The organism is Dictyobacter arantiisoli (assembly GCF_008326305.1).
In the GTDB taxonomy this organism is placed as follows: Bacteria; Chloroflexota; Ktedonobacteria; order Ktedonobacterales; family Ktedonobacteraceae; genus Dictyobacter; species Dictyobacter arantiisoli.
Map to the genome: position 1 here is coordinate 3542 of NZ_BIXY01000045.1, position 13062 is coordinate 16603.

Below are 13062 nucleotides of genomic sequence, written 5' to 3' on the forward strand. Positions count from 1 at the left end.
CAGGAAAGGTGCTGTGCACCTTTCCTGCACCACACACTAAAAACTGTTTTGAGCACCGCAGGTGCGAAGATTCATCAGATAGACAAGATAGAGAAAGTAGATCAAAATATGTCGATAGAACCACAAACCCCTCCCATGGCACGAGAAGCCGCGCGTGCGGCAGGCTGTCCGATTGATCATCAGGCACAGGCATGGTCTCACCAGAAAACGGCGCAGCACGTCGAGCCAACCGGCATTTCTATCGAATGTGATGCGCAGGGCGTCTGGCACATCTACGGCTTCAATGAGACGCGTGCGGTATTGCGGAGCGGCGAGACGCGGCAGGCGGGCTTTGGTTCCGACACGCTCTCAGCCACCGCCTCTAAGATGACCCCGCCCATCCTCTTCCTGGATGGGAAAGAGCATCAGATACAGCGCAAGCAGACGGCGCGCTTCTTTACGCCGAAAGCCGTAGATGGCAACTATCGCCGTTTGATGGAAGATGTCGCAGACAAGTTAATTGCTGAATTGCGTCGGAGTAAGCAAGCTGATCTCAGCAAATTGAGCCGCTTCATGGCTGTTCGCGTAGCCAGTCAAGTGGTCGGCCTGACAAACAGTACTCTACCCGGTATGGATAAGCGCCTGGACGCCTTCTTTGCGGGAGACCTCTCCCAGCTCACCAAAAAACTGAGCCTGCGTGCCTTGCTGCACACCCTGAGCAATCAATTCGCGCTCAGTTCATTCTTCATGCTCGATGTCAAGCCCGCCATCAAGGCCCGCAAGTGGAAAGAGCAGGACGACGTGATCTCCCATCTTGTTGCGCAGGGGAGCAGCGACGCTGAAATCCTGACCGAATGCGTCACCTATGCTGCCGCTGGCATGGTCACCACGCGAGAATTCATCTGTGTCGCCACCTGGCATCTGCTTGAGCACGAAGGACTGCGCCAGCGCTATCTGATCGCCTCCGAGAAAGAGCGCTACGCCATCCTGGGAGAACTCCTGCGCCTGGAACCCGTCGTAGGAAACCTCTTCCGCCGCGCCAACTCCGAACTCCACATCAGTAGTGGAGAGCAGGACTATACCATCCCCAAAGACGCCCTGATCAACCTGCATCTGCACGGAGCCAACAGTGACGAAAGTGTCACCGGCGAGAAACCCTTGCTCGCCTGTCCGGGGCGTGAAATCCAGGCCAACCAGACCACCGAAGCCCTCATGAGCTTTGGGGATGGAGCGCACCGCTGTCCCGGCTCCTACATCGCCATCCAGGAAACCGACCTCTTCCTTCAGCGCCTGCTCGCCATCGACGGACTCTATATCAAGCAGGCGCCGACCGTCACCTGGAACGAACTCGTCACCGGCTACGAGATCCGCAACTTCCAGCTCGCCATCAAATAGCCCATCCACACCACGAAACAGGAGCGGGAGCGTATAGCGGGTTCTCGTGTTCCTGTCTGGTGGTAAACGCAGGAAAACAACAAATGTGCAATAATGTAGGCATCGACCTGCGCGACGCTTCGTGCGATGCCTACGTTTGCGATCATAAGATGTGAAAGGAACTTCATCGATTATTGGAGAGAGGAAATAGAACATGAAAGATAGCCATTTTGAGACGATGTCGTTGCCAGAAGAGATGCAGGTCTATGCGCCCGACGGCTCCGAGATTCGTTTATTGCTACAAATGAAAGGCGGCAGTATGTGTCACTGCACGCTTCCACCCGACCACATCTCGCTGGCCGGAATGCACCAGAACGTAGAAGAGATCTGGTATATCCTTGAAGGCCGGGGACAGGTCTGGCGCAAGAGCCCCCATGGCGAAGAAGAGACTGTCGATGTTTCCCCTGGCGTCAATCTGAGCATCCCGCCGCACACCCATTTTCAATTCCGCGCCACCGGCCCGGAGCCTTTGCGCTTCATCCTCACCACCATGCCCCCCTGGCCCGGCGAACAGGAATGGATTCAGGTCGCAGCCCACTGGCAGCCATCCGCGTAAGCGCGGCGCCTGTTGGGATCGAAAAAGATGAATGGGAGATCATTGGAACCGATGCTCTATCCCTGGAGCGGGTAGGATTACATAGATTCTACCCGCACTTATGCGCATAAATTGAAACAGGTGAAGCTTCTGTGATACTTGTGTTTCGCGCATCCCCAGGTGCCTGCTGTCCCTCAGCGGTCACTGAACCTATTCCTCATAGGGAGGCAGTTCTTCAGGTGGGGCAATTGTGTCCATTTTATCTAACCTCGTGATTCCACGTTGGATACGTTTTTGTTCTTTCTGCAATTTTTCCCGTTCTGCTCCTAGACTGTTGTTTCGATATCCTAACAAATTTCCTGACCAATTGTTGAGTGTATGGTCAATCGCATCTATTTCCTGCTGATTCTTGTTAAATTGTTCTCGCAGCTCTTGTCGTTCGTCCCCGCTCCATATCTTTTTGATGAGACCATCGATCTTATCGGCCTGGGTCCATTGTTCCGTATCCTGACGATAGGTATCTTTAACTTGATCAATACTCAGCCGTACTAACTGTGAAACATGTTGGCGAGGACTTTCTCGTGCTTCCTTTTCAAATGTCTCATTAATCTTGATCACGATGCGTTCAGCAACTTCATTTTCATTGATCGTGGGGTGATTCATTAAATAATAGTAAAGCCAGGGGGTTGCTTGTGCTTTCACCTGGTGAATTTCTCTTAGTTGTTCCGCTGTGAGCGATGGTCTGTCATTGCTGCCCGAGGGATCTGGAGCCCGATAGAACTCCCTTTGAAATTGAGAGAGGCTTTGCTGTTGATCCTCGTTGTCCATAGAGACATCGCGAGGAGGTAATATTTCCCTATTTCTTTGCATTGTTCTGTTAACCATCCTTCTTTATGCCCTGATCAAGGTGCCACCAGTCTGCGATGTTGAGATGCTACCAGAATCTGCGTCCTGCTACCAGTGGACAAGAGGCCCAGAATCCTTGTAAATTCTATCACTTTCTGTACGCAAAAAAACTTGCCGTCCCCGTATCGTTCTATTTGCAGCAAGAAAGCCGCGTTCTTCTGTCTGAAGTGCGCGGCTTTTCTTATAGAACAGGGCCGAGTTTAGCCTTTGACGGAGCCAGCCAGGATACCTCGGACGAAGTAGCGCTGGAGGGCGAAGAAGACGACGAGCGGCAGAGCCATGGAGAGGAAGGCGGCCGCGGTCAGGACGGGATAGTTTGATCCATAGGAGTCGACGAGGTTGGCGATGCTGAGCGTCATGGGGGCGCGCTGCGGATTGCCTCCCAGGAAGATCAGGGAGGTGAGCAGGTCGTTCCAGACCCACATGAATTGGAAGATGCCCAGCGAGGCCAGCGAGGGCACCGAGAGTGGGATGATGATGCTCCAGAAGATGCGCCAGTGCGATGCGCCGTCAATATGCGCGGATTCCATCAGGTCGGATGGCAGGGCGGCGAAGAAGTTGCGCAAGAGGAAGACGGCGAAGGGCAGTCCAAAGGCGGTATGCGCCAGCCAGACGGCGGCGTATTCTCCGGTCAGACCAATGTCGGTGAAGAGCTTGAGGACCGGGACCAGCGCGATCTGCGTGGGAATGACGAGCAGCGCGACGATACCCATGAAGAAGAAATCGCGCCCCGGAAATTTCATCCAGGCAAAGGCATAGGCTCCGAAGGCCGCGATGATCATGGGCAGGAAGGTGCCGGGAATCGAGATGATCAGGCTATTCACGAAGGCCTGGCCCAGTCCCTGGGCTTGCAGGACATCGATATAGTTTTGCAGAGTGAAGTTCCAGGGCGGGATCAGTCCACTCCACCAGCCAGTGGTGGTGATCAGGCTGGCCGGACGAAATGAACTGACAAAGAGTCCAAAGGTCGGTACCGACCAGATCAGCGCGAGCGCGATCACCACGACTGTGAGGAGTCCACTCCCCAGGGCGCGGCGCAACAGGCGACCCCGGGTCTCGCTATTCTTCCTGGCTTTTGGTTTGTCTGTCTTCGGCGCGCTCGTAAGCTCGCTCGAAGCCTGGCTTTCAGAGATGTTCATCGTTCAGCCTCCTGTGCTCGCAATCTACGAATATTGATATACATCACCGGCGAGATGACGATCAGTAGGAGAATCGCCAGGGCGCTTGCCAGGCCATAGTTGCTAAAGTTGAACAACTGATTATAGAATTCTACAGCTACTACGTCGGTCTTGTAATCACCACCCGTCATGATATAGATGACATCAAAGATCTTCAGGACGTTGATGACCATCGTGGTTGCCACGACGCCCAGGGTGGGCTGGACCATCGGGACTGTAATGCGCCAGAATAGCGTCAGGTTGCTGGCACCATCGATCTTGGCCGCCTCGATCACATCCTCAGGGATACCCTTGAGGGCCGCCGAGATAATCACCATACAGAAGCCGGTCCACATCCAGGTATAGACTGCGATAAGTGCGAGATTATTAAAGCTGGTATTGATCAACCAGGCCTGTGGCTGGACCTTGAAGAGTCCCAAAAACGCGTTCAGCAGACCGATCTGGTTCTCCCCATTGGGACTGTACAGATAGATAAAGCGCCAGATCACGCCCGCAGCCACAAAAGAGATCGCCATCGGGACGAAGAGGGCGGATTTCACGACGCTCTCGACCCTGACTTTATCGACCAGTACTGCGACGATCAGGCCAAGTCCGACCGTCAGTAGTGTCGCCAGCACCAACCAGAGCAAATTATTCTTGATAACTTCGAGCATAGTTGGATTGGTGAAGATAGTCACATAGTTTTTGAAGCCCACATAGCTGCTCGAATCAGCGTTCTGGAAGCTCAAAATGATCGTCTGGATCAAGGGATAGATATAAAAGATCAGTTCCAGGATCAGTGCTGGCGCAACCCACACCCAGGCCCACCAGGTTTGTCCGTGTTCTTTGCGGGCTTTATGCGCTTTGGGCACAATCGACACGGTCTGGTAATCTGTCGTTGTCATAAATGCATCCTTTTACCTCATTGGCGTTTAGATAAAATTCTCGACGAAGAGTGTAGGTGCGTGCCGAGGTCGCAACCGAGGTGCGCTTGCCCGTTCACGTACCCCCCATCTCGCTCCACCGCTCTCCCTGTCGGGATACGGAAGAGCCGACGGGCGAGCAGATCGTACGACGAAGAGTGTAGGTGCGTGCCGAGGTCGCAACCGAGGTGCGCTTACCCGTTCACGTACCCCCATCTCGCTCCACCGCTCTCCCTGTCGGGATACGGAAGAGCCGACGGGCGAGCAGATCGTACGACGAAGAGTGTAGGTGCGTGCCGAGGTCGCAACCCCGAGGTGCGCTTGCCCGTTCACGTACCCCCCATCTCGCTCCACCGCTCCCTCTGTCGGGATACGGAAGAGCCGACGGGCGAGCAGATCGTACGATGGAGAGGAAAGCGCACCTACATTTCTCCATCATGCTTCAAGTGAGCAGCAAGCGCCCGATGGTACTGGTTAGGCGGTATAGGACTGTTGTGCTGTACCTTCGATACCGCTCAGGACGCTATCCAATTGTTTGGGATCGCCGATGTAGGTCAGCAGACCTTTCCAGTAGGCATTCTCAACGGCGGCAGGCATCAGGTCATCCGCGCCGACGCTGAAGAAGCTGGCACTGGTCAACTGTTTGGCAGCCTTGCGTGCGATATCATCTGGATAGAGGCTGGGATCGACGTTCTTGTTGGCGGAAGTCGCACCACCACGTTTGACCCAGATGCTCTGTGCCTCAGCGGAGTACAGGAACTTCATGAACTGGCGTGTGCCATCATTGTCCTTCATCGCAACGACCAGGTCGGCACCACCGGTGACGGCTCCCTTGTATTGAGGATTGATGGTCGGGAACTCGAAGAAGTCATAATCTGTACCGGCCTTCAGGGTTTTGTACTGTGTGGTGATAAAGCCCTGGGTGAAATCTCCCAGATAGTACATGTAAGACTTCGGATTGGGCGCGAATGGCTGGTAGGATGCATCCTGGAAGTTGGTTGCCAGGATGGACTGGGGCGCACCATTGATATAGTGCTTGCCATTGGCGATCTGTCCGAAGGCCTGGAAGGCGGCTTTGACGCTGCTGTGGGTCCAGGGAATCTTGTGGGCGACCCATTGATTATAGAGATCTGGACCATTCTGGCTCAGGAAGATCTGGTCAACCCAGTCTGCGGCGGGCCAGCCACTGGAGGCTGCGCTCTCCACACCCATCGCCCAGGGATATTTGCCCTGTCCCGCGATCTTGTCGGATACGCTGATCAGCTCATCCCAGGTCGTAGGAATGGTGCCGCCAACGGCTTTAAAGGTGGTTGGATTATACCAGATGGTGCCTTTGCTATTCGCTTTTGGCAACACAGCATACAGGTGGCCGTCTACCGAAGAAAGATCAATCCAGGTCTGATTGTACTGGCTCTTGAAATCCGCCATGTCAAAATAGGAGTCCAGTGCGATCAGCTTCTTCTGATGGGCCAGTTGCTGGAAGGTGGACAGGCTGGGCATGCCGCAGACGTCAGGTGGATTATTACCACGGACGCGAGTTGACAGCACGGCGGGCAGGTCACGCGTGGACTCGATATTGACCTTGATACCATTCGATGTCTTCTTGGTGAAGGCATCTGTGATAGCCTTAAATGAGGCTAACTCTTCGCCGCTCCACTCGGTCAGGATGTCGATGGTGCTCACTTTCGTGCTGCCATTCGGGGTTGAGCCGCCACCGCAGGCTGCCAGCAGGGCCGAGGCCGCACTGATACTCAGGCCAGCGCCAAGCGCACGTTTCATAAATGCGCGCCGGGGCATGCTCGTGGTTGCAAACTCTTCGACGAGTTGATCCAGATCTTGACGGTTTCGACGATCAAAAATAGTCATGGATAATCGCTCCTTGTGCTTACTGATAATAATATGGGAAAGAATAGGGGTGCCGATGCAGTTTCCGAGGAAGCTGTCTCGGCAGGTGGTGCCGCCTTCCATTGCCAGCCTACGCCAACGTAAGCCAGCGGCGGCCCGCCATTTATGTACCGGCCTCCCAGATCTGCGCGGTGTGGTCCCAACTCCCGGAGGCAATTTCTTTGCCATTGGGAGACCAGACCAGTGCATCGACCAGATCGGTATGACCCTGGTAGGTTAAGAGAGGGGAGCCTGTACTGGCATCCCAGACCTGTACGGTGTGGTCCCAGCTGCCGGAGGCAATATTCTTGCCATCGGGCGACCAGGCTAACGCATCGACATCTTTCGTATGCCCACGATAGGTAAGCTCAAGCTGACCGCTCTGGGCATTCCAAACCTGTACGGTTGTATTGCTGCCCCCGGTGGCAATCTGCTTGCCATTGGGCGACCAGGCCAGGGCATCGACGGATGTACTCAAGGCATAGTTATAGGTCAGGATAGTGTGTCCTGTCTGTGCGTTCCAGAGCATAACCTTACTATCGAGCCCGCCGGAGACGATTTCCGTGTTATCAGGCGACCAGGCCAGGGTATTAACAAAATCGTGATTGCCAGCGTATGTGAGCAGATGGAGACCAGTGTGGGCCTGCCAGACCTGGACCGTATGATCCCAACTGCCCGATGCGATCTCCTGTCCATTGTGCGACCAGGCCAGCGTACTGACCTCCTCGGTATGTCCGCTGTAGGTCTCAACCGTACGACCGGTAAGCACCTCCCAGACGCGCACCGTGTGATCCCAACTGGCGGAAGCGATATAGGCTCCATCGGGCGACCAGGCCAACGCGCTCACATTTTCTGTATGGTCGGTATAGGTAGTAATCAGCGCGCCTGTTTTCGCGTTCCAGACCTGCACGGTATGATCCCAACTCCCTGTGGCAACCTCTGTGCCATCGGGCGACCAGGCCAGGGCACTCACGAAATCAGTATGTTTGAGATAGGTCAGGCGCGCGGTGCCTGAGGCGCGGCCCGTGCTTGAGAGCATGCTATAGTAGCCACCAGCCAGTCCAAAGCAGAGCAAGAGACAGGCCACGACGAGCAAAGGAATCAGCTCGCGGCTCCGTCGGCGGGACTTCATCTGCTTGTTGCCTTCCCGGCGCGTCTGCTGGTGTCGTCTGGAATTGGTAAAGGACTTCTGAAGCGGCTCATCTTCTTCATGCAAGGAGGTCGTATCGAAATCCTCCAGTAGCAAGGCAATACGTGGGAACGCCCTCATTGTTGGATCTGGCAGGGTACGCAGCGCCGCATCCAGGAAGTGATACTCCTCTTGCGCGGCCTGACAGGCGGAACATTGTCCCACATGGGCATCCAGTGCCACCTGTTCCGCAACTGAGAGATCACTCCGCTTGAGCGCCAGCTTTTCCGCCCACTGGGAGCAAGGAGGGTGATGGCTCATCGACCTTTCCTCCCGCTGGGTGCCTTGTCTTTGCCCTTTTGCAACTGATAGTAAATCTGACGTAACTCTTCTTTTCCACGACTCACGTATTTACTCACACAGTTTTCCTTTATATTGAGCCGCTCAGCAATCTGGCGCTGAGGTAAATCCTCGATTATATACAAAATAAGGCAAGCGCGATAGAGGGGAGAAACCTGAGCCAGGGCCAGTTGTAGCAATTCGGACTGCGCCACCTCGCTCTCCGGCCCCTCCACCTGCAGGTGTTCATCATCGCTATTCGACTCATCGAATGTCACCGTCTGCATCTGCATCTGGCGTTTCTGATAGTCGCGTGCACAATTGAGGGCAATGCGGTAGATCCAGCGTACAAATAATTCGGGATTGCGCAGGCCGGGAAGGGCTGACCAGGCTTTCAGAAACGTCTCTTGCGTCAACTCGCAGCCCACACCATCATTGCCCACCATGCGACTCAAATACGTCGTAATCTGATCATTGAAGCGCGCATAGAGCATCTCAAAGGCTGCTTGATCGCCATCCTGAGCCCGTTTGACGAGTATGTCCACACTGAGTGCCTGCTTACCGTCATCGTAGCGTGATGAAGAACTGCGCCCAGTCCAATATGCCATGTGTTCAGCTCCTTGTAGCAGACCCCGCTGTCTACCACCGTCTTTTTTTTTAGTCGCGACCCCGCGAGTCATCCCGCCGGGGGAGCGCCAGAAGTTGCACTCCAGGCCCCGTGATTCTGACAACCGTATGTACATAAAAGTTATCATGATGGTTCCTGCCCCGCAACCATTGCCATCTCCACCAGAGATAAAGCAGAAGGGACGTGAATGTTCTCTGGACATCCACAAGAACGTTCCTCCCTTTGCGCACACTGTGCTAGAAATATGCATTCACTAATAATGACAGAGGAAAAGACCAGAATCTGACAAATTTGACACCATCTTTTCAAAACTCGTCACCAAAGAGAGAAAATACGTTTTGATTGCCAGGAGTGCGTGGCTTTGCCGGACAGATCGATCCATCGCTATCGTGGATGCCAGTCGCATCAACCTTCCCCATTATACAACGGCTCAGGTTGTAAAATAGATGTGCTATTTGGGTTGGGGTAGAAAAGCAGGCAAACTAAGATGCGAAGATTGTCCTCTTATCCCTCTTGATAAAGGCTTGCAAAGATTCTATGATTCCTGAAATAACTTCATCGATTATAATGAATTTAAATCAGACAACACTCTTGCTTGTATAAAAAAGGAATATATCTGATGCCAAGAAAAATTGCAGACGGGGGGGATAGTGCTGTAATCGAACCCATGGTCTCTCCCCCGGATGGCCTGGCTATGGGCATGTACCAGGCAGATCGTCAGCTTCGTGGGGATGAGGGAGAGAAGGGCCGGGGCTGGGATGAGAATGGTAAAGGCGGTGAGCGTCGCACGTTACTGAAGGATCTCCTGACGGGCCGTGAGTCCAAAATGACGACCTATTCAGGTGATCGTGATACCCGTGATGCCAACCGAGGTGTTCCTGAGCTTAGGCTCTATGACCAGAAAGAGTTTACCGTTCATCATACCTTTGAAAATGGATCTACCAGACCGCAACTCATTGAATTGAAGAATCATGAGGGCGAAAGCCTGAAAGTCCTGAAATTTGGGAATAACGAACGCCAGATCCAGACAGAAGTTCTTGCGAATAATCTTTACCGAGAGCTTGGTGTTCCTGTTCTTAAGTCCCGATTGATTTATGTGCGTGAAAATGAGGGGTCAGAGGCAAAGCTGGCGCAGCTCACCGATCTGATCACGAAACCCGAAGGGGCTACGCTTGTGCCTATGAGCAGTGAATTGCACAATTCCCCGGATTTCTATCGCCATGTGGCGGCTGATATGATCTTCGCGAATTGGGATTTATTCAAAACAGATAACTGGATGGCGGTCGATAAGCGTATGGTGCGTGCTGATCTGGGTGGTGCGCTCGATATTCGTGCTCAGGGGGGAATGAAAGAAAAGTTTGACGGCAGGCAGGTCGAGGAAATTACGTCGATGAGGGCCAAGGATGGCCCCTATCATGGACTCACCGATCACGAGGTTGCGGACTCGATCAGAACGTTCTGTATCAATCTGACCCCCGACAAAATAACGCGAGCTATGGATAAGGCGCACTATCCTGAGAAACTCCAGGCAGAGATGGTAGAGACGCTGAATGCGCGCATGGACCGGGCTCTCGAATGGGCACACCAGCATTATCCAGTGAAGGAAGTAATCCTGGTAGATTATCAATCGCCCGCTACGGAAATTCGTCGTAACTCTGATTCAGGTTCGGGCTCAGATTCAGAAAAAAGCAACCCAGATTCAGAAAAAAGCAACACTGCAAGGTTGGGACGTTCGGGTCATGACGAATTGGCGACTATGAAGAAGTTGTTCACTTCTGAAATTTTCCGCAATCCTGGTGATCCCATTCGGATCCCTGGGGAGAGTAGTAGTGATGGGGATGACTCATCATCACGCAATGGGAGTGAAATCGGGCGGAATTCTGATAGAAGTGATGATGAGCAATCGCGCCCATCATCACGCAATGCTGGATTCGGATATAGTGATAAATGGAAGGATCTCTTCGCCCGTAATTTTTTCGGGACATATTCCCCGTTGGATGCCAGACAACGCCAGGAAGCGAATGCTGATAATCCACTGTGGATGCCACCGCTCGTTGGGCCGGAGGAGATTTTGAATCATCGCCAATTCGATCCTGGGATGCGCACAGCCCTCAGACGCAGCGTGCAGCGTATGAAGACGGGAGTGCTTGTGCGTCGCATGTCTGACGCTGAAAAAGAAGCCTTTACCAGTGCGGCCAAATCTCAGGATATTAACAAGATCGTAAAGTTTCTTTTCGCCGACTCTCCAAGGGGGGAGGGAATCCCAAATGGACGTGGTGAGATGGTTTTTTCTGTCAATGAGCCGTATAAGTTCGAACGAGAAAGCCAGGTAGAACAGAAAATAGCGAAAAATGAAACTTTAACTCGTCAAGAAAGGCAACAGCTTGAGAATGATAAAAAGAATTATAAATGGATCATGGAAATTCCTATTAATGACGATATGCTAGACTTTTTCGCGCAGCGAGCCTACATTAGCAGGCCGAAAGAAGGAAGCAAACTAGAGGCCTTTGCGAGCAATCCCGATGCCAAATTTGAAATGCAGGCGGACGCAAAAAAGAACAGTGACGGCATTGCAAACGTTGTGTTGAAGCCACAGGGCTTTGCCTATCTCTGGAAAAATGTAGACGTGCTCAGATTCTTTGAGAGTGATCAGCATGTCTGGAACCACCGCAGCCTCGATGCGGAGGCGCTGCAAAAGGCGAGAATAGAGCTCATGAAACGAGAGGGAGAAGCCATCGCCAGCGCCAGAAAAGCGGCGGCTGAGAATGCCCGCGCCAGAAAAGCGGCGGCAACGGAAAGTGATGATGTATTGCTCGAAGGCTTCTTCGAATAAGTCATCGTAGATAATTGAAGACGTGAGAAACGCAGGCAGTGCAGCGCAAGCTAATGCACCGTGACGCGTACGGCCAATGGATCCCAACGCTCTGTATGTTGGGGTCCCAACATATTTTCACCTGTGCCATATTTTTAAATTCGATCAATCAATCTCACCGAGAGTGGGCCAGCCCCATCTCATTCCAGGATTTACTGCTTTCTGTTCCTCCTCTTGAAATTCCCCCTCCTGTTTATGTTCAACTTGTACAGTTTCTGAATCCAGAAGAGAAGAGTACTCAGCATGCAAAATAACAAGCATATGCCCATCGCATAATGCCAGGGTGTCAGAGTGCTGAAGAAGTCAGCATTGAGTGTTACAAGGTCAGAGATCGCAGGAGGGAGAGAAGAGATCTTCGGCACTTGAGGTAGCGGCACCACAAAACTTGTGCTGTAATTGAGCTTGTGATTACCCTCGTATGCCAGGTTCAACGTGGCCGTGTATGTTCCAGGATTGAGTGCTGTATGCTGCATAAACACAGGATAGTGGATGCTCGTTTGTGGTAAGAGCGCACCCAGTTTCAGCGGCACATTTTGGAGTTGCTGTCCTGCTGCATTCGTTATCTTCAGGCTTCCAGAAGGATGGAGGAACTGCGTGCCTGTATTCGCCAGCGCAATCAGTACCCTTTGATGGCTGCTCGCCTCGTCATAGGAGACCCCTGCTGCATTCAACTTCTTCACGATGGTACCGGGAAGATTGATAAAGACACTAATTGCCTTTCGTATATGTATCTGTACAATAGCCTGAATGGCACCTTTTGAGGATGACTGTTGCTGAACTGGCGCTTCAGCAATGAGGCCACCAAGATGCTGACCAGGGCGCGCATGATCGGGTATACGCAGACTGAATGGGATATCCTGGCTCTGACCGGGATTAAGCGTTACCTGCTGGCGACTCAGCGTAATCCAGGCCCCTACATCGCGCCGTGGATCAGTACGACGGGGAAATGCCTCTCCACTCCCCTGACTGGTGATTGCGTCTACCGGATAGATATCGATGGTGCCTGGCGCCGATCCATAATTCTTCACATGGATACTATCTTGTATCACAGCACCAGAGCTACTGGCATACATAAAGTTTGCCCTGGGGCGCATATCGCGGTAAGGAACAAAGATTGGCTCTATGTCGAAATGAGCTTTTCCGTCAGTAGCATGGGTAACCCCTGCTCCCAGAGCCTCTAGCACTAAAACCGTGATGATCAACACTCCGACCAGAAGATGGAAAAATCTCCATTGGGAAGCAAAAAAAGATGGAATAGATGTTCTCACGTTGCCAC

10 protein-coding genes are annotated in these 13062 nt (G+C 52.9%); 3 read left to right on the forward strand and 7 right to left on the reverse strand.

Annotation, left to right across the window (positions count from 1 at the left end; all coding sequences use genetic code 11):
* The first annotated feature begins 108 nt into the window (after positions 1–108).
* Together F1593_RS15395 and F1593_RS15400 are read left to right on the forward strand one after the other, a co-directional pair.
* A complete protein-coding gene (locus F1593_RS15395; RefSeq protein ID WP_235932596.1) occupies positions 109–1374 on the forward strand; it encodes a cytochrome P450 in 1266 nt (421 codons plus the stop codon).
* Positions 1375–1567: 193 nt separating this feature from the next.
* A complete protein-coding gene (locus F1593_RS15400) occupies positions 1568–1969 on the forward strand; it encodes a cupin domain-containing protein (RefSeq protein WP_216368875.1) in 402 nt (133 codons plus the stop codon).
* A 189-nt stretch (positions 1970–2158) separates the two neighbouring features.
* Here the strand turns inward: F1593_RS15400 and F1593_RS15405 are convergent, their stop codons facing one another.
* From F1593_RS15405 to F1593_RS15430, 6 genes are all read right to left on the reverse strand, one after another.
* Positions 2159–2776: a hypothetical protein gene (locus tag F1593_RS15405; protein WP_149402453.1), complete on the reverse strand. Its 618-nt coding sequence runs from the start codon at positions 2774–2776 to the stop codon at positions 2159–2161.
* A 278-nt stretch (positions 2777–3054) separates the two neighbouring features.
* Positions 3055–3993 (reverse strand): carbohydrate ABC transporter permease, encoded by a 939-nt coding sequence (locus F1593_RS15410; protein ID WP_149402454.1) that lies wholly within the window; start codon positions 3991–3993, stop codon positions 3055–3057.
* Complete coding sequence (locus tag F1593_RS15415; RefSeq protein WP_216368876.1) at positions 3990–4916, reverse strand: carbohydrate ABC transporter permease; 927 nt, start codon at positions 4914–4916, stop codon at positions 3990–3992. The genes F1593_RS15410 and F1593_RS15415 overlap by 4 nt, the downstream gene beginning before the upstream one ends.
* A 492-nt stretch (positions 4917–5408) precedes the next feature.
* Positions 5409–6800 carry an ABC transporter substrate-binding protein gene (locus F1593_RS15420; RefSeq protein WP_172632140.1) on the reverse strand — a complete coding sequence of 464 codons (1392 nt, stop codon included), beginning with the start codon at positions 6798–6800 and terminating at the stop codon, positions 5409–5411.
* 142 nt (positions 6801–6942) lie between these two features.
* Positions 6943–8268, reverse strand: coding sequence for a WD40 repeat domain-containing protein (locus F1593_RS15425; protein WP_149402456.1), 1326 nt, complete (start codon positions 8266–8268; stop codon positions 6943–6945).
* Positions 8265–8894 carry an RNA polymerase sigma factor gene (locus F1593_RS15430; protein WP_172632141.1) on the reverse strand — a complete coding sequence of 210 codons (630 nt, stop codon included), beginning with the start codon at positions 8892–8894 and terminating at the stop codon, positions 8265–8267. The genes F1593_RS15425 and F1593_RS15430 overlap by 4 nt, the downstream gene beginning before the upstream one ends.
* A 639-nt stretch (positions 8895–9533) precedes the next feature.
* Between F1593_RS15430 and F1593_RS15435 the strand changes: the two genes are divergently transcribed.
* The gene (locus F1593_RS15435; RefSeq protein ID WP_149402458.1) at positions 9534–11747 is read left to right on the forward strand and encodes a hypothetical protein; all 2214 of its coding nucleotides are present in this window, start codon (positions 9534–9536) and stop codon (positions 11745–11747) included.
* Positions 11748–11938: 191 nt separating this feature from the next.
* Here the strand turns inward: F1593_RS15435 and F1593_RS15440 are convergent, their stop codons facing one another.
* Positions 11939–13054, reverse strand: coding sequence for a WxL protein peptidoglycan domain-containing protein (locus F1593_RS15440; protein WP_149402459.1), 1116 nt, complete (start codon positions 13052–13054; stop codon positions 11939–11941).
* Positions 13055–13062 lie beyond the last annotated feature (8 nt).

What these genes read in the sequence shown, in the direction of transcription:
- F1593_RS15395 (WP_235932596.1), top strand. Translation starts at nt 109, where the DNA reads ATGTCGATAGAACCACAAACCCCTCCCATGGCACGAGAAGCCGCGCGT.
- F1593_RS15400 (WP_216368875.1), top strand. Translation starts at nt 1,568, where the DNA reads ATGAAAGATAGCCATTTTGAGACGATGTCGTTGCCAGAAGAGATGCAG.
- F1593_RS15405 (WP_149402453.1), bottom strand. Translation starts at nt 2,776, where the DNA reads ATGGACAACGAGGATCAACAGCAAAGCCTCTCTCAATTTCAAAGGGAG.
- F1593_RS15410 (WP_149402454.1), bottom strand. Translation starts at nt 3,993, where the DNA reads ATGAACATCTCTGAAAGCCAGGCTTCGAGCGAGCTTACGAGCGCGCCG.
- F1593_RS15415 (WP_216368876.1), bottom strand. Translation starts at nt 4,916, where the DNA reads ATGACAACGACAGATTACCAGACCGTGTCGATTGTGCCCAAAGCGCAT.
- F1593_RS15420 (WP_172632140.1), bottom strand. Translation starts at nt 6,800, where the DNA reads ATGACTATTTTTGATCGTCGAAACCGTCAAGATCTGGATCAACTCGTC.
- F1593_RS15425 (WP_149402456.1), bottom strand. Translation starts at nt 8,268, where the DNA reads ATGAGCCATCACCCTCCTTGCTCCCAGTGGGCGGAAAAGCTGGCGCTC.
- F1593_RS15430 (WP_172632141.1), bottom strand. Translation starts at nt 8,894, where the DNA reads ATGGCATATTGGACTGGGCGCAGTTCTTCATCACGCTACGATGACGGT.
- F1593_RS15435 (WP_149402458.1), top strand. Translation starts at nt 9,534, where the DNA reads ATGCCAAGAAAAATTGCAGACGGGGGGGATAGTGCTGTAATCGAACCC.